Annotated in this window: 21 protein-coding genes; 12 read left to right on the top strand and 9 right to left on the bottom strand. The window is 71.1% G+C overall.

Annotation, left to right across the window (positions count from 1 at the left end; all coding sequences use genetic code 11):
• The first annotated feature begins 124 nt into the window (after positions 1 to 124).
• Both PZB75_RS10585 and PZB75_RS10590 read left to right on the top strand, forming a co-directional pair.
• Positions 125 to 607, top strand: coding sequence for a hypothetical protein (locus PZB75_RS10585; RefSeq protein WP_275535050.1), 483 nt, complete (start codon positions 125 to 127; stop codon positions 605 to 607).
• 72 nt (positions 608 to 679) lie between these two features.
• Positions 680 to 1342 carry a class I SAM-dependent methyltransferase gene (locus tag PZB75_RS10590; protein WP_275535051.1) on the top strand — a complete coding sequence of 221 codons (663 nt, stop codon included), beginning with the start codon at positions 680 to 682 and terminating at the stop codon, positions 1340 to 1342.
• 70 nt (positions 1343 to 1412) lie between these two features.
• Here PZB75_RS10590 and PZB75_RS10595 read toward each other — a convergent pair whose 3' ends face one another.
• Positions 1413 to 2570 carry an acyl-CoA dehydrogenase gene (locus PZB75_RS10595; RefSeq protein ID WP_275538658.1) on the bottom strand — a complete coding sequence of 386 codons (1158 nt, stop codon included), beginning with the start codon at positions 2568 to 2570 and terminating at the stop codon, positions 1413 to 1415.
• A gap of 197 nt (positions 2571 to 2767) precedes the next feature.
• On the opposite strand from PZB75_RS10595, the gene PZB75_RS10600 reads away from it, so the two are divergent.
• Positions 2768 to 4111, top strand: a complete 1344-nt coding sequence (locus tag PZB75_RS10600) for a UDP-glucose/GDP-mannose dehydrogenase family protein (RefSeq protein ID WP_275535052.1) — start codon at positions 2768 to 2770, stop codon at positions 4109 to 4111.
• A gap of 77 nt (positions 4112 to 4188) precedes the next feature.
• Here the strand turns inward: PZB75_RS10600 and PZB75_RS10605 are convergent, their stop codons facing one another.
• Entirely contained in the window at positions 4189 to 4692 is a 504-nt protein-coding gene (locus PZB75_RS10605) for a CGNR zinc finger domain-containing protein (RefSeq protein WP_275535053.1), read from the bottom strand.
• A gap of 96 nt (positions 4693 to 4788) precedes the next feature.
• On the opposite strand from PZB75_RS10605, the gene PZB75_RS10610 reads away from it, so the two are divergent.
• Entirely contained in the window at positions 4789 to 5151 is a 363-nt protein-coding gene (locus tag PZB75_RS10610) for a VOC family protein (RefSeq protein WP_275535054.1), read from the top strand.
• Between the two features lie 83 nt (positions 5152 to 5234).
• On the opposite strand, the gene PZB75_RS10615 is transcribed toward PZB75_RS10610, so the two are convergent.
• Genes PZB75_RS10615 through PZB75_RS10625 form a run of 3 tightly spaced genes read right to left on the bottom strand, consistent with a single transcriptional unit; the run spans position 5235 to position 8197 of the window.
• The gene (locus tag PZB75_RS10615; protein ID WP_275535055.1) at positions 5235 to 6431 is read right to left on the bottom strand and encodes a dipeptidase; all 1197 of its coding nucleotides are present in this window, start codon (positions 6429 to 6431) and stop codon (positions 5235 to 5237) included.
• Positions 6432 to 6488: 57 nt separating this feature from the next.
• Entirely contained in the window at positions 6489 to 7022 is a 534-nt protein-coding gene (purE, locus tag PZB75_RS10620) for a 5-(carboxyamino)imidazole ribonucleotide mutase (protein WP_275535056.1), read from the bottom strand.
• Positions 7019 to 8197 (bottom strand): 5-(carboxyamino)imidazole ribonucleotide synthase, encoded by a 1179-nt coding sequence (locus PZB75_RS10625; protein WP_275538659.1) that lies wholly within the window; start codon positions 8195 to 8197, stop codon positions 7019 to 7021. The genes purE and PZB75_RS10625 overlap by 4 nt, the downstream gene beginning before the upstream one ends.
• Before the next feature lie 156 nt (positions 8198 to 8353).
• Between PZB75_RS10625 and PZB75_RS10630 the strand changes: the two genes are divergently transcribed.
• Entirely contained in the window at positions 8354 to 8872 is a 519-nt protein-coding gene (locus PZB75_RS10630) for a GtrA family protein (protein WP_275535057.1), read from the top strand.
• Between the two features lie 66 nt (positions 8873 to 8938).
• Here PZB75_RS10630 and PZB75_RS10635 read toward each other — a convergent pair whose 3' ends face one another.
• Complete coding sequence (locus tag PZB75_RS10635; protein WP_275535058.1) at positions 8939 to 10204, bottom strand: ATP-binding protein; 1266 nt, start codon at positions 10202 to 10204, stop codon at positions 8939 to 8941.
• A gap of 39 nt (positions 10205 to 10243) precedes the next feature.
• Positions 10244 to 10921 (bottom strand): response regulator transcription factor, encoded by a 678-nt coding sequence (locus PZB75_RS10640; protein ID WP_275535059.1) that lies wholly within the window; start codon positions 10919 to 10921, stop codon positions 10244 to 10246.
• A 511-nt stretch (positions 10922 to 11432) separates the two neighbouring features.
• On the opposite strand from PZB75_RS10640, the gene PZB75_RS10645 reads away from it, so the two are divergent.
• On the top strand, positions 11433 to 12953 hold the full coding sequence (locus PZB75_RS10645) for an oligopeptide:H+ symporter (RefSeq protein WP_275535060.1): 1521 nt from the start codon (positions 11433 to 11435) through the stop codon (positions 12951 to 12953).
• Between the two features lie 221 nt (positions 12954 to 13174).
• On the opposite strand, the gene PZB75_RS10650 is transcribed toward PZB75_RS10645, so the two are convergent.
• Positions 13175 to 13666, bottom strand: coding sequence for an ATP-binding protein (locus tag PZB75_RS10650; RefSeq protein ID WP_275535061.1), 492 nt, complete (start codon positions 13664 to 13666; stop codon positions 13175 to 13177).
• 202 nt (positions 13667 to 13868) lie between these two features.
• Positions 13869 to 14237: an STAS domain-containing protein gene (locus PZB75_RS10655; protein ID WP_275538660.1), complete on the bottom strand. Its 369-nt coding sequence runs from the start codon at positions 14235 to 14237 to the stop codon at positions 13869 to 13871.
• Positions 14238 to 14522: 285 nt separating this feature from the next.
• Between PZB75_RS10655 and PZB75_RS10660 the strand changes: the two genes are divergently transcribed.
• The 6 genes from PZB75_RS10660 (at position 14523) to PZB75_RS10685 (ending at position 22124) form a co-directional block, all read left to right on the top strand.
• Positions 14523 to 15470, top strand: a complete 948-nt coding sequence (locus PZB75_RS10660; protein ID WP_275538661.1) for an RNA polymerase sigma factor SigF — start codon at positions 14523 to 14525, stop codon at positions 15468 to 15470.
• Between the two features lie 128 nt (positions 15471 to 15598).
• Positions 15599 to 16807 (top strand): DegT/DnrJ/EryC1/StrS family aminotransferase, encoded by a 1209-nt coding sequence (locus tag PZB75_RS10665; RefSeq protein ID WP_275535062.1) that lies wholly within the window; start codon positions 15599 to 15601, stop codon positions 16805 to 16807.
• On the top strand, positions 16800 to 20180 hold the full coding sequence (locus tag PZB75_RS10670; protein WP_275535063.1) for a hypothetical protein: 3381 nt from the start codon (positions 16800 to 16802) through the stop codon (positions 20178 to 20180). Before PZB75_RS10665 ends, PZB75_RS10670 begins: the two co-directional genes overlap by 8 nt.
• On the top strand, positions 20177 to 20596 hold the full coding sequence (locus PZB75_RS10675; protein WP_275535064.1) for a hypothetical protein: 420 nt from the start codon (positions 20177 to 20179) through the stop codon (positions 20594 to 20596). The genes PZB75_RS10670 and PZB75_RS10675 overlap by 4 nt, the downstream gene beginning before the upstream one ends.
• Positions 20597 to 20640: 44 nt before the next feature.
• Positions 20641 to 21645, top strand: a complete 1005-nt coding sequence (locus PZB75_RS10680) for a hypothetical protein (protein WP_275535065.1) — start codon at positions 20641 to 20643, stop codon at positions 21643 to 21645.
• Between the two features lie 101 nt (positions 21646 to 21746).
• The gene (locus PZB75_RS10685) at positions 21747 to 22124 is read left to right on the top strand and encodes an STAS domain-containing protein (RefSeq protein WP_275535066.1); all 378 of its coding nucleotides are present in this window, start codon (positions 21747 to 21749) and stop codon (positions 22122 to 22124) included.
• Positions 22125 to 22191 lie beyond the last annotated feature (67 nt).

Genomic DNA, 22191 nt, shown 5'->3' on the forward strand with positions numbered 1-22191 from the left:
GCTGCCCCGTTCACGCGGCTAACCCGTGTGCTCCCGAAAGTGAGCGCCGTATCCGGGACGGCGTCTGAGCGCAACTGGCCAGCCCGCACGCTCCACGCAACCCTTCTCCCTGGAGGTACGCACGATGAGCACAGCAGTTCAGACCCGTACTCGTGAGCCTCAGATCATCCTCAACGCACTGGCCCATCGAGTACCCCACCTGATCACCGACACCGAGCCGACGCTGTGGGATCGAGAAATCGCCCTCCTGCTGCGCGACAACAGCGTCATGACCCGTAACACTGCCGAACGGCTGCTGGACGAGGCCATCGCGTACACAATCACCGCCATGGAGCGGAAGGGCGTGGACATGGGCGTCGGCTACACGGTGGACGTGGCCGTTCACGCCCTGATCCTGGACACTCCGCTGTACTTCGCTCTGTGCGACGAATACAACAGCGGCCAGTACAAGCACCACGCTCCCCTGATCCAGCGGCGCTGCGACGGCACCGTGACTCGGACGGCCGACATCCTGAGGGAGAACGGATTCGCCGTGGACGACGAGCTGTGGGGCATGGACGCGGCGGAGTGCTCGCCATGCGACAACAAGGCGCCCGACAGCCACTAGCGCCGCCCTGTACGGGGTGCCCCGCCTTCCCCAGGGCGGGGCACCGAACCAATGTGGAACCGAGGACGACAGTTGCCCGCCCAGCACAACATCGACTCTGAACGCGAACTCTGGGACGCCTTCGCCGAGAGCACGAAGGACAAGGCCTTGGAGGCTGAACCGGTGCTCGGCTGGACGCAGTACGCCAGCCACGGCCCAGGGCCTGAACTCCTGGGTTCGCCGAAAACGGCACTGGAAATCGGCTGCGGTACTGGGCGAGCGTTGGCGTTCCTTCTGAACCAGGGAGTCAAAGTCACGGGCCTGGACCTGTCTCCGGTGGCCGTCAAGCACCTCACCGAACGCTGGGGACCTATGGGGGCGGAGTTCATTTGTGCGGAAGCGCTTGAGCATTTCGCTGCGAGCACGCAGACGTACGACGCCATCTACTCGATCTTCGGAGCGGTTTGGTTCACCGACCCGGTGAAGCTCTTCCCCCTCATCACCAAACGGCTCAACCCTGGTGGCAGGTTGGTCTTCTCCCAACCTCCGGCCATCCCAGGGGCCTACGGCCCCCAGGGCATGTACAAAGGCGGCTTCGCGGGCAAGGCCATGTTCACCTACCGGTACAGCTACACACCCCGCACATGGGCCGCGCTGCTGGCGAGGAGTGGTTTCGAGGAGGTCGAGGCCACCGTCCTGGACGCCCCGGCCGAGGGGCACATCGGAACGCTGATCGTACGTGGCGTGCGGCGTTGACCCGGAAGGGAACGGCCGCGAGCGCCCCACCCCTTCGGGCCGGGGCGCTCGTCGGGCCGCCGAGGCCGGGCTACGGCAGGTTCCTCGCCATCACGATTCGCTGGACCTGGTTCGTGCCCTCGTAGATCTGGGTGATCTTCGCGTCGCGCATCATGCGCTCCACCGGGTAGTCGCGCGTGTAGCCGTAGCCGCCGAGCAGCTGGACCGCGTCCGTGGTGACCTCCATCGCCACGTCGGAGGCGAAGCACTTGGCGGCGGCGCCGAAGAAGGTGAGGTCGGCGTCGACGCGTTCGGACTTGGCCGCGGCCGAGTAGGTGAGCTGGCGGGCCGCCTCCAGCTTCATCGCCATGTCGGCGAGCATGAACTGGACGCCCTGGAAGTCGCCGATCGGCTTGCCGAACTGCTTGCGCTCCTGGACGTATCCCTTGGCGTAGTCGAGGGCGCCCTGGGCGATGCCGAGCGCCTGGGCGGCGATCGTGATGCGGGTGTGGTCCAGGGTCTTCATCGCCGTGGCGAAGCCCGTGCCCTCGTCACCGATCATGCGGTCGGCGGGGATGCGGACGTTGTCGAGGTAGACCTCGCGGGTCGGAGAGCCCTTGATGCCGAGCTTCTTCTCCGGGGCGCCGAAGGAGACTCCCTCGTCGGACTTCTCGACGACGAAGGCGCTGATGCCCCTGGAGCGCTTGGCCGGGTCGGTGACGGCCATGACCGTGTAGAAGTCGGACACGCCCGCGTTGGTGATCCAGCGCTTCACCCCGTCGAGGACCCAGAAGTCGCCGTCGCGGACGGCCCTGGTCCTCATGCCGGCGGCGTCCGATCCCGCGTCCGGTTCGGAGAGGCAGTACGAGAACATCGCGTCGCCCTTGGCGAGCGGGCCCAGGTACTTCTTCTTCAGGTCCTCGGAGCCGGAGAGGATGACCGGCAGGGAGCCGAGCTTGTTCACGGCCGGGATGAGGGAGGAGGAGGCGCAGACGCGGGCCACCTCCTCGATCACGATGACCGTGGCGAGCGCGTCGGCTCCGCCGCCGCCGTACTCCTCGGGGACGTGCACGGCGTGGAGGTCGGACGCGACCAGCGCGTCGAGCGCCTCCTGCGGGAAGCGGGCCTCTTCGTCCACCGCCGCCGCGTGCGGGGCGATCTTCGCCTCGGCGAGCGCCCGGACCGTCTCGCGGAGCATGTCGTGCTCCTCGGCCGGACGGTACAGGTCGAAATCGGTCGAACCCGCCACGACACTCACTCCCCTGGATGCTAACTACCGTTAAGTAACCCAATTTTAGGGCCCAGCCGCCGCCCCGGCATACGAGAGCGTCACGTGAGCTTCACGACAACCGTGATGACCAGCGCGGGAGCCGGTCCGAACGCCCTTGGGGCGCCCCGACTATGCTCGTTCACCGCACGCCTGTCCGCACCCCTCAGGAGCACTCCATGGCCCTCAAGATCACCGTGGTCGGCACCGGCTACCTCGGCGCCACGCACGCCGCGGCCATGGCGGAACTGGGCTTCGACGTACTCGGCCTCGATGTGGTGCCCGAGAAGATCGAGCTGCTGTCGGCGGGACGGGTGCCGTTCTACGAACCGGGCCTGGAGGAACTGCTCCGCAGGCATGTCGCCGGCATCGAGGGGTCCAGCGGCCGGCTGCGGTTCACCACCTCCTGGGAGGAGGTCGGCGCGTTCGGCGATGTGCACTTCGTCTGCGTCAACACTCCGCAGAAGCACGGCGAGTACGCCTGCGACATGAGCTACGTGGACAGCGCCTTCGAATCGCTGGCCCCGCATCTGACCCGGCCCGCCCTGGTGGTCGGCAAGTCGACCGTGCCGGTGGGCTCCGCCGCCCGGCTGGCCGCCCGGCTCGCCGAGCTGTCCCCGGTCGGCGCGGACGCCGAGCTGGCCTGGAACCCGGAGTTCCTGCGCGAGGGCTTCGCCGTGGCGGACACCGTGCACCCGGACCGGATCGTGGTCGGTGTGGAGAGCGAGCGGGCCGAGAAGCTGCTGCGCGAGGTGTACGCGATCCCGGTCGCCGAGGGGTCGCCGTTCGTGGTGGCCGACTTCCCGACCGCCGAGCTGGTGAAGACCGCCGCGAACTCCTTCCTCGCCACGAAGATCTCCTTCATCAACGCGATGGCGGAGGTCTGCGAGGCCGCCGACGGGGACGTGGCGAAGCTGGCCGAGGCGATCGGCCACGACGAGCGGATCGGCCGGAAGTTCCTGCGGGCCGGGATCGGCTTCGGCGGCGGCTGTCTGCCCAAGGACATCCGGGCCTTCATGGCACGCGCCGGCGAGCTGGGCGCCGACCAGGCGCTGACCTTCCTCCGCGAGGTCGACTCGATCAACATGCGGCGCCGGGGCCACATGGTGGAGCTGGCCAGGGAGGCCGTCGGCGGGGTCTCCTTCCTGGGACGGCGGGTGGCGGTGCTGGGCGCGACGTTCAAACCGGACTCGGACGACGTACGGGACTCCCCCGCCCTCAACGTCGCCGGACAGATCCACCTCCAGGGCGGCCAGGTCACGGTCTTCGACCCCAAGGGCATGGACAACGCCCGGCAGCTCTTCCCGACCCTCGGTTACGCGGACTCGGCGCTCGAAGCGGTGCGCGGCGCGGACGTGGTGCTGCATCTGACGGAGTGGCGCGAGTTCCGTGAGCTGGACCCGGTGGAGCTGGGCGAGGCCGTGGCGCACCGGACCGTCCTGGACGGCCGCAACGCGCTGGACAGCGAGCGGTGGCGGGCTGCGGGCTGGACCTACCGGGCGATGGGCCGCCCCCGCGCCTGAGCCGGACCCGGCCGGGTCCCAGGTCCGGGGTCCGGGCCCCGGCAGTCATGCGCGGCCCGGGTCCGGGGCCCCGGCGGTCACGCGCGCTTCGCGCGGTAGGTGCGCATCTTGTTGCGGGCCCCGCAGACCGACATCGAGCACCAGCGGCGCCGGCCCGCCGGGCTGCGGTCGTAGTAGACCCAGCGGCAGTCCTCGGCCTCGCACGCCTTCAGCCGGGCCCAGGTCCCGTCGGCCGCCGCGTCGGCGATGACCGCCGCGACACGGGACAGCAGCGCGTCCGGGTCCCTCGCCGGGCGCAGCGCGACCGCGCCCGCCGTGTCGACGGTGACCAGCAGAGGGGCTTCGGCGAGCAGCCGGTTCAGCGAGGAGGCCCCGGGCGGGGCGTGGCCCGCGTGTGCGAGGCAGGCGGCGCGCAGCGCCTCGCGGAGCGTGCGGATGCCGGGGAGATCCCGTTCGGTGAGGGTGAAGGCCGCCCGGCCCTCCGGCGTGTCGAGCGTGTCCGCACCGGTCTCGACGTCCAGCGTGTTGACCAGCGCCTCGATCAGCGCGAGCCCCCCGGGTGCGGGCGCCCTCTCGTTCATGGTTGCGACGTTACTTCAGATGCGGCAGCATGCAGTAACCGTTACCGCATGAAGCGCGATACCGGTAACTTGTCCGTCGATCCGAGGAGGAACACCATGGCCATCGCCACCCAGAGGGCCGTTGTCCTGGACTGCCCCGATCCCGTCGCGCTCGCGGAGTTCTACTCCGGACTGCTCGGCGGCCGGCCGGAGGACGACGGCGACGGATGGGTCGCCCTCAGGACGGACAGCGGAACCCCCCTGGCGTTCCAGGCCGTCCCCGGCTTCGTACCGCCGACGTGGCCCGGCACCGAGGGCTCGCAGCAGTTCCACCTGGATGTGACGGTCACCGATATGGACGCGGCGGAGCGCGACGTGCTCGCCCTGGGTGCCACCGTGCTGGACACGGCGGACAGCCACCCGTCCTTCAGGGTCTACGCGGACCCCGTGGGCCATCCGTTCTGCCTGTGCGTCGACTGACACCTCGCGCCGCATGACGAACGGGACGCCCCTGTGCGGGGGCGTCCCGTTCGTCATGTCCGCCGGTCGTCCCCGGCCGGCCGTCAGTCCTGCGGGGCGTCCAGTCGCTCGATCGTGGCGTGCGAGGGACCGCGCTGCTTGCGCAGCTCGCGGGCGACGGACTCCGCCTCGCGCAGCACCCGTACGGCGTTGCGCCAGGTCAGCTTCGCGAGATCGGTCTCGGACCAGCCGCGCGAGAGGAGCCGCGCGATCAGGTGCGGATATCCGGCGACGTCCTCAAGCCCCTCCGGGAGGAAGGCCGTGCCGTCGTAGTCGCCGCCGATGCCGATGTGGTCGATCCCGGCCACGGCCCGCATGTGGTCGAGGTGGTCGGCGACCGTGTCCACCGTGGCCCGGGGCCTGGGGTGGGCGGCCTCGAAGTCGGAGTGGACGCGCATCGCGGGCGGGCTGGTGTCCAGATGGTGCAGACCGTGTTCGCGCATGTTCCGGTCGGCGGCGAGCGTCCACTCGACGGCCTCCGGCAGGATGAACTTCGGTACGAAGGTGGCCATGGCGATGCCCCCGTTGACCCGCAGCCGCGCCAGCACGTCGTCGGGGACGTTGCGCGGGTGGTCGCAGACCGCCCTGGCGGAGGAGTGCGAGAAGATCACCGGCGCCTCGGAGGTCGCCAGCGCGTCACGCATCGTCGTGGCGGCCACGTGGGAGAGGTCGACCAGCATCCCGACGCGGTTCATCTCCCGTACGACCTCGCGGCCGAACGGCGAGAGACCGCCGACGGCCGGGCGGTCGGTCGCCGAGTCCGCCCAGTCGACGTTGTCGTTGTGGGTGAGCGTCATGTACCGCACGCCCAGTGTGTGCAGCGCGCGGAGCGTGCCCAGCGAGTTGTTGATGGAGTGCCCGCCCTCGGCGCCCATCAGGGAGGCGATACGGCCCTCGGCGCGGGCCCGCTCCATGTCGTCGGCGGTCAGCGCGCGCCGCAGGTCCAGCGGATAGCGCTCCAGCAGCTCGGCGACCACGTCGATCTGTTCGAGGGTGGCGCTGACGGCGGCGTCACCGGTCAGCGATCCGCTGACGTACACCGACCAGAACTGCGCGCCGACACCCCCGGCGCGCAGCCTGGGGATGTCGGTGTGCACGAGTCCGGTCAGATCGGCGGCGATGTCACGGGCGTCGAGGTCGTAGCCGACCTGTTCGCGCAGTGCCCACGGCAGATCGTTGTGGCCGTCGACGACGGGATGGTCGGCGAGGAGTTCCATCGCCCGGGTCAGCTGGTCCGCCATGGTCGTGAGCTCCCTGCTCCGTGCCGCTGCTTGGTGCCTGGTACGTCGGGCGAGCGGTTACTTGCCGAAGCCGAAGGAGTCCGCGCCCTGGACCCTGGCCCGCAGCCGCTTGCCCTTCTCGGTGGCCTGGTCGTTCAGCTCCTGCTGGAATTCCCGCATGCGGGCCAGCAGTTCGCTGTCGTGGGTGGCGAGGATACGGGCAGCGAGGAGGCCCGCGTTGCGCGCGCCGCCGACGGAGACGGTGGCCACGGGGACCCCGGCGGGCATCTGCACGATGGAGAGCAGGCTGTCCATGCCGTCCAGATATTTCAGCGGAACGGGTACCCCGATGACGGGCAGCGGGGTGACGGAGGCGAGCATTCCGGGCAGATGGGCGGCGCCGCCGGCGCCCGCGACGATCGCCTTGAGACCGCGATCGGCCGCCTGCTCGCCGTACGCGATCATCTCGCGGGGCATCCGGTGCGCGGAGACGACGTCGACCTCGTACGGGATCTCGAACTCGTCGAGCGCCTCGGCCGCCGCCTCCATCACGGGCCAGTCGGAGTCGGAGCCCATGACGATGCCGACCAGGGGTGCGCCGGTGGAGGTCATTCGGTGATCGTTCCTCGCAGGTAGTCGGCCGCGTGCCGGGCGCGCTCGCGCACGTCCGCCAGGTCGTCGCCGTAGGTGTTGACGTGGCCGACCTTGCGGCCGGGCTTCACGTCCTTGCCGTACATGTGGATCTTGAGCTGCGGGTCGCGGGCCATGCAGTGCAGGTACGCCTGGTACATGTCCGGGTAGTCGCCGCCGAGGACGTTGCACATGACCGTCCAGGGGGCGCGCGGACGCGGGTCGCCGAGCGGGAGGTCCAGCACGGCCCGCAGGTGGTTGGCGAACTGCGAGGTGATCGCGCCGTCCTGGGTCCAGTGCCCGGAGTTGTGCGGGCGCATCGCCAGCTCGTTGACGAGGATGCGCCCGTCCCGGGTCTCGAACAGTTCGACCGCGAGGTGTCCGACGACGCCCAGCTCGGCCGCGATCCGCAGGGCGAGCTGCTGGGCCTCTCCGGCCAGCCGCTCGTCCAGCCCGGGGGCCGGGGCGATGACCGTGTCGCAGACGCCGTCCACCTGGATCGACTCGACGACCGGGTAGGCGACGGCCTGGCCGTGCGGCGAGCGGACGATGTCGGCCGCCAGCTCCCGTACGAAGTCGACCTTCTCCTCGGCCAGGACGGGCACCCCGGCCAGGAACGGCTGCTCGGCGTCCTCCTCGGAGCGCACCACCCAGACGCCCTTGCCGTCGTATCCGCCGCGGACCGTCTTGAGGATGATCGGGAAGCCGCCGGTCCCGGCCGCGAACTCCGCGGCGTCGGCCGCGTCCGCCACGATCCGGTGGCGGGGGCAGGGGGCGCCGATCTCCATGAGCTTCGCGCGCATCACCCCCTTGTCCTGGGCGTGCACCAGCGCGGCCGGGCCGGGGCGCACGGGGATGCCGTCCGCCTCCAGGGCGCGCAGGTGCTCGGTCGGCACGTGTTCGTGATCGAACGTGATCACGTCGCAGCCGCGCGCGAAGGCGCGCAGCGTGTCCAGGTCGCGGTAGTCGCCGACGACGACATCGCTCACCACCTGGGCCGCCGAGTCCTGCGGGGTGTCGCTGAGAAGCTTGAATCTGATGCCGAGGGGGATGCCCGCCTCGTGGGTCATGCGGGCGAGCTGACCGCCGCCGACCATGCCGACTACCGGAAACGTCACTCCTCCAGGGTATCCGCCGTCCCGGGGTGCCCCGACGATGCCCCGGTCGGCGCTCCCGCCCGTACCGCGGCGGGGGAGGTCGTGGAGCGGGGGGCTTCCCCCGGGGGCTTCGGGCCGATCCGGGGGCGTGACACGGCCGGGCTGGTTAGCATGACCGGGTTGACGCAACCGATCGGACGGGGTTGAGCGATCACCATGAACGAACGGGGCGCACTGCGGACCCGGCTGGATCTGCTGGCCCGGGAGGTCGCCAAGTTCGGCGCGGTCGGCGCGATAGGTCTGCTGGTCAACATCGTGGTCTTCAACCTGGTGCGGCACGTGTCGGACCTCCAGGTGGTGCGGGCCAGCGTGCTGGCGACCTTCGTCGCGATCCTCTTCAACTACGTCGGCTTCCGCTACTGGACGTACCGCGACCGTGACAAGAGCGGCCGGACCCGGGAACTGGTGCTGTTCCTGCTGTTCAGCGCGGCGGGCGCGGTGATCGAGAACGGTGTGCTGTACACGGCCACGTACGGCTTCGGCTGGAACAGCCCGGTCCAGAGCAATGTCTTCAAGATCCTGGGCATCGGGATCGCCACCCTGTTCCGCTTCTGGTCCTACCGGACCTGGGTGTTCAAGGCCCTGCCCGCAAGGGAGGCCGTGCTCAGCGCGGAGAGGTTTCTGGAACAGCGACGACCCGAAGCCGTAGAGGTGGCCGACCCCGCCGTCCGCTGACGCGCCGGACCCTGCCCGTGCCGAGGCCGGGGCGGGGGCGAGGACCGGGGCGGCCGGTCCCGCGGCTCAGCGGACCGGGCGTTCCGGCGGTCTCCGGTCCAGCGCGACCCTGCTCAGGAAGAGCGCGAAGACGGCGGGCTGCTGCTGGAGCAGTTCGAGCCGGCCGCCGTCCGCCTCCGCGAGGTCCCGGGCGACGGCGAGGCCGATCCCGGTGGAGTTGCGGCCGCTGATGGTGCGCTCGAAGATCCGCGCGCCCAGGTCGGGCGGGACGCCGGGGCCCTCGTCCGTGACCTCGATGACCGCCTGGTTCCCGGTGACCCGGGTGCGCAGCGCGACCGTGCCGCCGCCGTGCATCAGCGAGTTCTCGATCAGCGCGGCGAGCACCTGCGCTACCGCGCCCGGGGTGCCGACGGCCCGCATGCCGTGCTTCCCGGAGCAGACGATGGCGCGGCCCGCGCTGCGGTAGGCCGGGCGCCACTCCTCGATCTGCTGCTTGACGACCTCGTCGAGGTCGAAGACGACGGCGGAGCCGGTACGCGGGTCGCGGGCGTTGGTCAGCAGCCGTTCCACGACGTCGGTGAGGCGTTCGACCTGGGTGAGGGCGATGTTCGCCTCCTCCTTCACGGTGTCCAGGTCGTCGGTGGCGGAGATCTCCTCGATCCGCATGGAGAGCGCGGTCAGCGGGGTGCGCAGCTGGTGGGAGGCGTCGGCGGCGAGGCGGCGCTCGGCGGTCAGCATCCGGCCGATCCGTTCGGCGGAGGAGTCGAGGACGTCCGCGACCCGGTCCAGCTCGGGCACTCCGTACCGCTTGTGGCGGGGCCGGGGGTCGCCGGAGCCGAGGCGTTCGGCGGTCTCGGCGAGATCGGTGAGCGGCGAGGCGAGCCGATTGGCCTGCCGTACGGCGAGGAGCACCGCGGACACGATCGCGAGGAGCGCCACCGCACCGATGATCATGAGGGTGCGGCCGACCTCACGGGTGACGGCGGAGCGGGACTCCTCGACGGTGACCTTCTCGCCCCGGTCCCCGACGGCCGTGCTGCGGATGACGCTGCCGGTGGGCTGCTTGCCGACTTCGAGGGCGGGCCGGCCGGGAATCCTGACCACGGCGTAGCGGCTGTCGTCGACCTGTTCGGCCAGGACGACGGGGTTTATCCGCTCCTCGCCGAGGAGCCGGCTCTCGACGACGCTGATCAGCCGCAGCGCCTCGGAGTCGACGCTCTCCTGGGCACTGCTGCTGATGGTGCGGGTCTCGACGATGACGAGGGAGACGCCGAAGACGGCGATCACCACGAGCACCACGGCGAGCGTGGAATTGATCAGTCTCCGGCGCATGGCTGTCTCTGTCCGTCAGCTCTTCCTGGACCCCGCGCGTCAGCTCTTCTCGAACCGGAAACCGACGCCCCGGACCGTGGCGATGTAGCGGGGGTTGGCCGCGTCGTCGCCGAGCTTCTTGCGGAGCCAGGAGATGTGCATGTCGAGGGTCTTCGTCGACGACCACCAGGTGGTGTCCCAGACCTCGCGCATCAGCTGGTCCCGGGTGACGACCCGGCCGGCGTCCCGGACGAGGACCCGGAGCAGGTCGAACTCCTTGGCGGTGAGCTGGAGTTCCTCTTCGCCCATCCAGGCGCGGTGCGACTCGACGTCGATCCGGACGCCGTGGGTGGCGGGCTGCGGGACGGGTTCGGTGGCGCCCCGGCGGAGCAGGGCGCGGACCCGGGCGAGGAGTTCGGCGAGCCGGAAGGGCTTGGTGACGTAGTCGTCGGCGCCCGCGTCGAGGCCGACCACCGTGTCGACCTCGTCGGCGCGGGCGGTCAGCACCAGGACCGGCACGGTGTGGCCCTCGGCGCGGAGCCGGCGGGCGACTTCGAGGCCGTCCATCCCGGGCAGCCCCAGGTCGAGCACGACCAGGTCGATGCCGCCCTGGAGGCCGGCGTCGAGGGCGGTCGGGCCGTCTTCGCGGACCTCGACCTCGTATCCCTCCCGACGCAGGGCGCGGGCCAGCGGCTCCGAGATGGAAGCGTCGTCCTCGGCGAGCAGTACACGGGTCATGAGGTGATGGTAGACCGCGTGGGACGTCGGCCGTGTGGTGATCCACAAGCCCTTCGGGAGTGGGTGGGAATCCGGGTGCCACCTTCGAAAGTGTGAGTGCCGACACGCGTTCCCCTGTGATCCACGTCTCAGGTCCTTTTATTTCCGGCATTGGCGTGTCGTATGGTTGCTCGACGCCTGTTGCACCACTCAGGGATGTTCCGGCCGCCCAACGCCGGGGAGCGACCTGAGTACGGACTGGTACCCGCCAGTCCCGACCTTCAGTCAATGACCTGTGGGCCGGGCCCGGAACACGAGACCGCGAGAACGCGAAACGACGCGAGCCCGCGAGCACTCGGTCCGGGCGTGGTTCCCGATGCGGTCGGCCCCCGTACCCGGGTTCGCTCCGACGGAGTGCCGGAACGAACCCCCCGGGCGTCGGGGTGGGGCGCGGCCGTGCCGGTGCCGGCTACCCCCCACCGGGCGCGTCACGTTCGTACGGCGACGCGTCCCGACCTAGCAAGGATCGACCATGGCGTCCAGCCTGACGAAGGACCCGGCCAGTACGACTGGTTCCGGACCGACCTTCTTCGGCCACCCCTTCGGCCTGGCCACCCTCTTCATGACCGAGATGTGGGAGCGCTTCAGCTTCTACGGCATGCGGGCCCTGCTCACCCTGTACCTGCTGTCCGGCGGCCCGGAGGCCAAATCCGGCAGCCAGGGCGGCGGTCTCGGAATGGACCTGGCCACCACCACGGCCATCTACTCCGTCTACATGTCGATGGTCTATCTGCTGGCGATGCCCGGCGGCTGGCTCGGCGACCGGGTCTGGGGCCCGCGCAGAACGGTCGGCATCGGCGCCGGGATCATCATCCTCGGCCATCTGACGCTGGCGGCGCCCGGACAGGGCTTCTTCTTCGCCGGGCTGGCGCTCGTGGCGCTCGGTTCCGGTCTGCTGAAGGCCAACATCTCGACGATGGTCGGCCATCTCTACAAGGACCCGAACGACCCGCGCCGTGACGGCGGCTTCACCATCTTCTACATGGGCATCAACATCGGTGCCTTCGTCGCTCCGCTGCTCATCGGAACGATCGGTCAGACGGTCAGCTGGCACCTCGGGTTCGCGCTGGCGGCCGTCGGGATGGGGCTGGGCCTGCTGGTGTTCCTGCTGGGCGGCAAGTACCTGAGCCCGGAGAGCAGCCGGGTCCCGACCCCGCTGGCCCGCGAGGAGCGCGTCTCCTGGCTGCGCAAGGGTCTGATCTGGCTGATGATCGCCGTCGTCTTCTACGGCGTCGTCGGGGGCACCGGTCACTTCACCCTCAACTGGGCGATGGTGCCGCTGACCCTGCTGGGTCTGGTCATCCCCGCGGGCGTACTGCTCCGCATCAAGCGCGACAAGGACCTGTCCGCCTCCGAACAGACGAAGATGTCCGGATACATCTGGTTCTTCGTGGCCGCCGCGGTCTTCTGGATGATCTACGACCAGGGCGGTTCCACGGTCCAGGCGTTCGGCGAGGGGAAGGCGGCCGGATCACTGCTCGGCGTCGAGTTCCCGTCGTCCTGGTACCAGTCGCTGAACCCGGTCTTCATCATGGCTCTGGCCCCGGTCTTCGCCTGGATCTGGGTCTGGCTGAGCCGCCGGAACCAGGAGCCGAGCACGGTCTCCAAGTTCTCCGTCGGCCTGTTCTTCATCGGTGTCTCGTTCTTCTTCTTCCTGGTCCCGATGGCCATGGCGTCGGACGGCACGCTGGTCAGCCCGATGTGGCTGGTGGGCATCTATCTCATCCAGACCGTCGGCGAGCTGTGCCTGTCCCCGGTCGGCCTCTCCGTCACGACGAAGATGGCCCCGGCGAAGTACGCCAGTCAGATGATGGGCGTCTGGTTCCTCGCCGTCACCGCGGGCGACTCGGTGACCGGTCTGCTGTCCATCGGCGGCGTCGACCTCAGCGGATCGGGCGCGGTCGCCCTGGAGGCCGTCCTCGCCTGTCTGGCCGGGATCGCGGTCTTCATGTACCGCAGGAAGGTCAAGACGCTCATGGGCGACGTGCGCTGACCTCGCACGGCACCGCACGAGGGGCCGCCGCACCGGTTCGCCGGACGCGGCGGCCCCTCGCCGTCCGTGGCGTACGGGACGTACCGCGTCGGCGTACGGGTCCGCGCGTGAAAGGGGCCGAAGCGTCGGCAGGAGTGGCACGGACTCACACGCGAGGGCACGGACAGAGCGAAGGAGCGCGCCGGGTCGGCGCGCTCCTTCGTGAGGACCACAGGCACGCGTTACGCGGGAGCGGCCAGCTCCGCCCAGACGGTCTTGCCCGGCTGGTCGGGCACCCGCATGACGCCCCAGTCCAGGCAGAGCCGCTGCACGATGAACATGCCGTGCCCGCCGGGCCGGCCCGCGCGGTGCGGGGTACGGGGTGCGGGCTGGCCCGCGCCACCGTCGACGACCTCCACGCGCAGCACTTTCGGGGAGCACGCGATGCGCAGCTCCTCGGGCCCCTCCGCGTGCAGGCAGGCGTTGGTGACCAGCTCGGAGACCACCAGCAGGACGTCCTCGGCGGCGGCCCGCCGATCGGCGCTCGCCGCGGGCAGCCAGCCCCACTCGTGGAGTGCCTGGCGGGCGAAATCGCGGGCCGTCGGCACAATGCCGCTGACCTGCGACAGTGACAAGGTGCGCCACTGCCGGTCGACGGGTACGGCGGCGGCCGGGCCGCCGCCCTCCGGCTCGCGACCGAGGCCGCCCGGCGGATGCTGCCGGGTGGTGCTCATCAGCGCTTCACCTCACCGATTCACCATGTCGCCATTGAACAGATACAGGTACAGATATTGAACAGATAAAGACCGGCAGGCAACTCACTACTCCGCCGGGATGACTCCTGCCCGGTCGGGCAGTGACGACACCCACTCGCACGCACTGATCGCGTGACGCGGGCGACAGTCATGAGGGCCGGAGCCACGGGGCACGTCACGATCAGGCGTTCAGAGCCGCTTCGAGGGAGTCGTGGACGGTGAAGACCGCCTCGGCCCCGGTGATCTCGAAGACCCTGGCCACCACCGGCAGCATTCCCGCCAGATGGACCTCTCCCCCGGCCGCCTCGGCCTTCAGGCGAGCGCCGAGCAACACGTTCAGCCCGGTGGAGTCACAGAACTCAAGTTGCGAGCAGTCGACCACCAGGCGCGTACGCCCCTGCTCGACCGCGCTCTCCAGAGGTTCCCGCAGCAGATCGGCGGTGTGGTGATCGAGTTCACCCACCGGCGTCACAACCTCGCTGCGCCCCTCGGTCCGGATCTCGACCTGAAGTCGACCCCGGTTCGCACTGCCGACCGTCCCGCGGTCCATGCCCGATTCCTCTTCGCCGTTCGTCGCTTCGTTTGCCTGAACATCCGCGGGACAGCCCTGGGCTGCCGCCGACGTTCGTAAAACAGTACGCGTTTCGTACGCCTCGCGGTAGTCGAAGACCTCAACAAACCGGACATATAGCATCAATTGGCGCTTGTAAGTCTTGGTGCCGACCGGGTAAGGGTAGAGGGACACCCGAATCACGACCGGCTTTGGAGGCGCCGCTTCACCGCAGGAACACGTATGGGCATCGGCAGCCATATGCCGAGAACGATGGAGGAGACCATGTCACCCCGGCTCGACGAACCGCGTACCCACGACGCGCCGTCGGCATGTCCTCAGGGACCGAAACAATCCGAGAATTCCGCCACGACCGTCACGACCGGTCCGAGCGGCACCGAAGACCCCCTCGCCACCGATCCCGGCGCGCTCGACGGGCTCCCCGAGATCCCGCCCTACGCCAAGGTGGGGGCGCTGGACGCCAGGGCGCTGTCGAGGACGCTCTTCGAACGGCTCGAAAGGCTCGAAGAGGGCACCCACGAGCACGCGTACGTCCGCAACACCCTGGTCGAGCTGAACCTCGCCCTGGTCAAGTTCGCCGCCTCCCGGTTCCGCACCCGCAGTGAACCGATGGAGGACATCGTCCAGGTCGGCACGATCGGCCTGATCAAGGCGATCGACCGGTTCGAGCTGAGCCGGGGCGTCGAGTTCCCGACCTTCGCCATGCCGACCATCGTCGGCGAGATCAAGCGCTTCTTCCGCGACACCAGCTGGTCCGTGCGCGTCCCGCGCCGGTTGCAGGAACTGCGGCTCGACCTGGCGAAGGCCGGTGACGAGCTGGCCCAGCAACTGGACCGGTCGCCGACCGTGGCCGAGCTGGCCGACCGGCTCGGCATCACCAACGACGAGGTCGTCGAGGGCATGGCCGCGAGCAACGCGTACACCGCCAGCTCGCTCGACGCCAAGCCGGAGGAGGACGACCACGAGGGCGCGCTGGCCGACCGCATCGGCTACGAGGACAACGGCATCGAGGGCATCGAGTACATCGAGTCCCTGAAGCCGCTGATCGCCTCGCTGCCCTCGCGCGACCGCATGATCCTCTCGCTGCGGTTCGTCTCCAACATGACGCAGTCGGAGATCGGCGAAGAGCTGGGCATCTCGCAGATGCACGTCTCCCGGCTGCTCTCGCGCACCCTGGTGAAGCTCCGCAAGGGCCTGACCCTGGACGAATGACCGCCGAGGGGCCGCCCCCTCACGAGCACCGCGGAAGGACCCGTTCCCGTCAGGGGCGGGTCCTTCCGCGTTGTTGACGAGGGTCCCGGACTGGGTCACATTGGGCGGGGGTTCTGGGGGGAACACACATGGCGCGTACGGCTCATGGTCAGTGCGGTCCGACGGCGTACACGGCGCTGGAGACCGCGATGCGGGCCCGGCTCGGCCGGGAGTGCCTGTACATGCCGTCGGGCCGGCTGGGGCTGTACGTGGCCCTGCGCCACTGGTGCCCGCCCGGCGGCCGGGTCCTGATGTCCCCCGTCAACGACGACGTGATCCTCTTCGTCGTGCTCGCCGCCGGTCTGCGTCCCGTCCAGGCCCCGCTCCGCGCCACCGACGGCTCCCTCGACGTGGACGCCGTACCCGCCTCCGTGTGGAGCGGTCTGTCGGCGGTCCTGACCACCAATCTGTACGGGAATCCGGACCCGGCGCCCCGGCTGCGGGCGCGCTGCGACCGCCTGGGCATCCCCCTCTTCGAGGACTGCGCGCACGCCATCGGCAGCGCGACGGCGGGTCGGCCGGTCGGCGGATTCGGCGACGCGGCCGTGTTCAGCCTCTCCAAGCACGTCGGCGCCAGGACCGGCGGCTTCCTCGCCCTCGCCGACCCCGGGCTGCGCGCCCCGCTGGAGCTGGCCCGCGACGCGCTCCTCGATCCGGTCCGCCGCCGCGCCGAACTCACCTACGCCGTACGGCCGTACGCCGAGGCGGCGGTACGCGGACTGCGGCTCGCCCCGGCCGCCCGGGCCGGCCTGCGCCTGCTCGGCCTCCAGGAACGCCCGGGAATCCGCATGCCGTTACGGCCCACCGAGCTGGAACAGGCCCTGGACCGGGGGCCGTCGCTGTCCGGCCTCCACTCCTGGGTCCGCGTCGATCTGCACGACTACCGGGCGACCCCCGGACGGTCACGGCTGCGCCGGCTGGAGCGGCTGCTCGGGCGGCTCGACGGGCGGCTCGCCGCGCACCGCGCCGGGACCCGGCGCCTCCTCGCCACCCGCTGGGCCGCTCCTGGCGCCGCGCTCCGGCCCGTACAGCCGTTGTTCCGGGTGCCGTTGCTGGTCGACGACCGGGACGCGGCGATCACCGCGCTCGCCCGGCGGCGGATCACCGTCGGCTACCTCTACGATCCGCCGCTCGACGCCTACGCGGGAGACCCGTTCACCGAGCCGTCCCCCGCACCCGCCGACGCGGCCTGGTTCGCCCGGCACGCGCTCCCGGTCGATCCACTGCTGGCCGACCGGGTCGTCGACGTCCTCACCGGGGCGGGGATCGGGCCGGCGGAAACGCGGCGCGGTGGCTGACGCCGTCCGCGTCGGCAACTCCCCGGACGGCGGGGCGCGCCGGGCCGCCCCGGAACAGGTCCCCGACCGGCCGGGAGCCGGCACGGGCGGTGCGCACGGGGGCGCGGACCCGATGTTCCGCAACGCCTACGCGCTGATGCTCTCCACCGGCGTCTCCGCCGGACTCGGTCTGGGCTTCTGGCTGCTGGCTGCCCGCTACTACAGCGAGGAGTCGGTCGGACAGGGGTCCGCCGCCATCGCCGCCATGCGGCTGCTCGCCTCGGTCACCGCGACCACGATGATCGGCGCCGTGGTGCGGTACGTGCCCCGGGCCGGACGGGCCACCGCCTCGCTGGTGGCCCGCGCCTATCTGGTGAGTTCGGCCGTGGTCGTCGTCGCCTGCGCGGTCTTCCTGCTCACCCTCGACCGGTGGGGCCCCTCCTACGCACCGCTCGGCACGCTGTCCGCCGGGCTCCTCTTCACCGGTTCCTGTGTCGCCTGGGCGGTGCTGACCCTCCAGGACGGGGTGCTGACCGGGCTGCGCAGGGCGGTCTGGGTGCCGGTCGGCAACGCCGTGTTCTCCGTGGGGAAGCTGCTGCTGCTCGCGGTGTTCGCGACCGCGCTGCCGGTCCTCGGCGTCTTCGTCTCCTGGGCCGCCGCCATCGCGCTGTCCGTACTGCCGCTGGGCTGGCTGGTCTTCCGGCGGCTCATCCCGCAACAGGCCCGAGCGGACCGGGACCGCGAGCCGCCCACGCTCCGGGAGATCGGCGGCTTCCTCGCCGGGGACTCGGTCGGCGCGCTGTTCAGCCTCACCATGATCAATCTGCTGCCGGTGATGGTCGCGGTCCGCTTCGACGCCGCGCACAACGGCTTCTTCTACATCGCGTACACCGTCGGCGGCACCATGGAGTTCATGGCCGTCAACATGGCCTCCTCGCTCACCGCGCACGCCTCGCACAGTCCCGGCCGGCTGGCGGAGGGGGTGCGGGGGGCGCTGCGGCGCATGGCGGTGCTGCTGGTGCCCGTCGTGCTCGTACTGATCGTCCTCGCCCGGCCGATCCTCGCCCCGTTCGGCCCGGCCTACGCCGAGCACGGAGCGCTCGTGCTGCGGCTGCTGGCCGCCGCCGCGCTGCCCCGGGTGGTCGTGGAGCTGTACATCGGGGTGCTGCGGGTGCAGGGCCGCACGGGTGCGCTCGCCGCCGTCCAGGGCGTCATGTGCGCGCTGGTGCTGGGGAGTGCGGCGCTGCTGCTCGGGCCGGTGGGGATCGACGGGGCGGGGTGGGCGGTGCTGCTGAGCATGACCGGGGTGGCGCTCGTATCGGCGCTGGGGCTGCGGGCGGCGCTCAGCGGGGGCAGGGGGGAAGGCGGGGACGGGGCCGGGCGCGGGAGCGGGGGCCGGGCCGGGTCCGGGAGCGGGGACGGGGCCGGGAGCGGGGACGGGGCCGGGAGCGGGGACAAGGCCGGGTCCGGGAGCCGGGCCGGGCCCGGGTCCGGGGGCGAGGGCGGGGCCGGGGGCGGTCTCGCCGGTCCGCCCGCACCGCGTCCGTCGCCCCCGCCGCGCCTCGCGAGGGGGCTGCGCCTGGGTGGACCGCTCGTCGGGGCGCTCGCGCTGTGGCTGTACGCCGTCCGGCACACCGCCCCCGACGGGCTCGGCGACTTCGGGCTGGCCGGTGCGGTGCACCCGGCGTTCTGGGCGGCGCTCGCGCTGCTGACGCTCGGCTTCTGGATCTGCGTACGCGACCCGCTGCGCTCCCACTGGTGGTCGCTCGCCCATGTGGTGGCCCTCGTCGTCATGGAACGCGCCACCCAGGCACTGGTCTACCCGACGCCCCTGTACTCCTGGGCGTGGAAGCACGACGCGGTGATCGGTCATCTGCTCACCGCGGGCGGGCTCCAGTCCGGCGAACAGCTCGGCGATCTGGCGGTGTACGACCAGTGGCCCGGCTTCTTCGCGGCCGCGGCCGCCCTGGTCCGGCTGACCGGTACGGCCGACGCGCTGCCGTACCTGGCGTGGTGGCCGCTGGTCTCCAGCCTGCTGCTGCTCCCCCCTCTGCTGCTGATCTACCGCACGTTCACCCAGGACCGGCGCCTGGTGTGGACCGCCGTGTGGCTGTTCCTCGTGGCCGACTGGGTGGGACAGGACTACTTCTCGCCCCAGTCCCTGGCCTTCGTGCTGTACCTCGGGGTGATCGCCGTCGTGCTGCGCCGACGCGCCCGGCCGTACGACGCCCGGTGGTCCCTGGTGCTGATCCCGCCGGTGCTGGCCGTGGTCATCACCCACCAGCTGACCCCGGTGATGCTGCTGGCGAGCGTCGCCGTGCTCTGCGCGACCCGCCGCTACCGGGACTGGACGCTGCTCCTGACGGTCGTGCTGGTCTTCCTGGCGTGGAACCTCACCGCCTCCCTGCCCTTCATCCGGGAGGCCGTGCCCGAGATCGTGCGTTCGTTCGGGGACGTCGGCCACAACCTGGAGGCGGGGTACGGGGCGAAGCCCACCGGCACCGGGCCGGTGGTCGTCTCCTGGGTGTCCCGGCTGCTCTCCGGCTCCGTCCTGCTGCTCGCCGCACTGGGCGTGCTGCGCCGACCGGTGCTGCGGCGCCGCGCCGGGCCGCTGCTGCTGATCGCCGCGGTGCCGTCGCTGATGCTGGTGGCCAACGACTACGGCAGCGAGATGATCTTCCGGGTGCTGCTGTTCATGCTGCCGGGCGCGTGTTTCTTCGCGGCGGCGGTCCTGCTGCCCGCCGCGCCCGCCGCGCCCGCCGCGCCCGAGCCCGCCGGGCAGGTGCCGGGCGGCGGTCCGCCACCGGTCGCGTCCGGGTGGCGGCCCGTGGTGCCGCCCGCCGTGGTGCTGCTCGCGCTCACCGCGGCCTTCGTACCGAGTTACGCGGGCAAGGACCGCCTCAGCTACTTCCCGCCCGACGAGGTGGCGCTCGTGCGCGGGCTCATCGAACGGGCCCCGGACGACTCGCTGGTGGTGGGGGCGCACCGCAACTACCCGCTGGCGTACGAGGAATACTGGCGGCTGCGGCACTACTGGTTCCTGGACGACTCGAAGGCGCACGTACGGGAGATCCTGCGCGATCCGGCCACCGTGCTGGCCCGGGACATGGCGGGGGTGCGGGCGCCGGGACGGGCGTACTTCCTGCTGACCCGGGGGCAGATCGCAGACTCGGAGATGAACGGCATGCTGACGGTCGGGCAGTTACGGCGGATCGAGCGCGCGCTGGCCGGTTCGCCGCTGTTCCGCGAGGTGGCCCGCAGCGGTGCCGGTGTCGTCTTCGAGCTGCGCGCGGAGGGTGCGGATGACAGAGACGGGGGCCGTGCGGACGAGGACGGCGCGGGCGGCGGGGACGACGGCGGCGGGGACGGGCCGGGAAGGAGCGGGACCCGGTGACGCTCCGTTCACTCGCGCTCAGGCTGCTGCCGCCCCTGACGGGCTGGCTGGCGGTCGCCGCGACCGCGCTGCCCGGCGGCTCACCACTGCGGGTCGCGCCCGTCGCGGTGTTCCTGCTCACGGGGCCGGGCGCGGCCGTGCTGCGGGTGCTGCGGCCCGCGCTCCACCGCCGCCGGGCCGTCGGGCCGGTGGAGGAGTGGGACACGCACCACGAACGGGACTCGGACCGGTTGGAACTCCTGGTGCTGGCCGTCCTGTTGAGCGTCGGCGCGCTCGTCGTCCTGGCCACCGTCCTGATGGCCACGCACACCTTCAGCGGCCCGCGCGTCCTGCTGCCGCTCACCGCGCTGGCCACGCTCGCCGCCTGCTGCCCCCGGTGGGGCGGCTCCCCGGCGCGGAGGGGGCCGCCGCCGTGACGGCGTACCGGCGCCGCCGCGGCGGGCCGTGGACCGTGTCCGCCGTGTCCGTGTGCCTGCTGCTCGTGGCACTCCTCGCCCTGGACCGTTCCTCGGGGCCGGGCGCCGGGGCCCCGGGACACCACGAGCGGTGCCGTCGGCCGACCGCGCCGCTGATGCCCCGCTGCGGCGCGTGGTTCGGGGCGTACGTCCGGCACGACAGGGCGGATCTCCAGGAGAAGGTCCTCGCCTACGAGGCACGGATCGGGCGCCGGCTGGACATCGTGTACACGTACCACGACATGTCCCTCGGCAGCCCGGAGGGCGAGCTGCTGACCGAGCAGGAGCGCGAGGTCGGGGCCGACCGGATGCTGCTGCTGTCGTGGGAGAGCAAGTGGTGGGGCGGCGCCCCCGCACAGCAGCCCGGCTGGCGGGAGATCGCGGCGGGCGCGCTCGACACCGCGGTGATCGACGTGCAGGCCAGGCGGATCGGGGCGTACCGGAAGCCGGTGTTCCTCTCCTTCGACCTGGAGATGGACACCCGTACCCCCGCCGCCGGGACCCCGGCCGACTACGTGGCCGCGTACCGCCACATCCATGACAGGTTCCGGGCGCTGGGGGTGACGAACGTGGTGTGGACGTGGATCATCACCGGCTATCCGGGGCACGACGCCCTCTTCCCCCGGCTGTACCCGGGGGACGCGTACGTCGACTGGATCGGCTACAACCAGTACAACTACTACCGCTGTCACCAGGCGCCCTGGCGGTCCTTCGAGGAGACGCAGTCCGCCCCGCACGACTGGATACGGAGTCACCTCTCCGCCCGCAAGCCGCTGATGCTCTCGGAGTTCGGCACGGCGGACGACCCGTCGCGGCCACGCGCCCAGGCCCGCTGGTACGCGCGGGTGCCGTCCGTGCTGAAGCGGCTCGACGGTGTGTACGCGGCGCTCCAGTGGAACGGCCGTGACCCCGGCCCCGGCTGTGATCTCTCGCTCGCCCGTGACGCGTCCTGGGAGGCGCTGCGCGAGGCGGTCGCCGATCCGTATCTGAACCAGCCGCCTCCACGGTGAACCGAACCCCACCCGTAACGGCACTTACCGGTCACGGACTGTCGTCGCATCGACATCACCCGACCCGACACGACACCACCGGACCTTGTCATACTGGGAACGTGTCCAGCTCCCACACTCCGGAGAACGCCGATCACTCGGGTCCTGCCGCGCAGGCCCTGCACCAAGCCTTCGGGGGTGAGTACGCGCTCGGCGACACCTGGATCGTCACGGCCGAAGGTGAGGTCGACGCGGACAACATCTCCGGTCTGCGGGCCACGCTGGAGACGGCCGCCGCCACCTACCCGGTCGTCATCCTCGACACGAGCGCCCTCGCCTTCGCCGACTCCAGCTTCCTCAATCTGCTCGTACGGGTGCACAAGCGGACGTCGCTGCGGATCGCGGCCCCGCCGCCGCAGCTCCGCCGTCTGCTGGCCATCACGGGCGCGGACCGGGCGCTGCGGATCTACCCGGACGTGGCACACGCCACCGAGGACTGACCGACAGCCGGGGCGGGCTCCGGCCGGTGGCTAAGGGCTGTCCCGCGATCCGTGGTGGATCAGCGTG

The organism is Streptomyces sp. AM 4-1-1, assembly GCF_029167625.1.
In the GTDB taxonomy this organism is placed as follows: domain Bacteria; phylum Actinomycetota; class Actinomycetes; order Streptomycetales; family Streptomycetaceae; genus Streptomyces.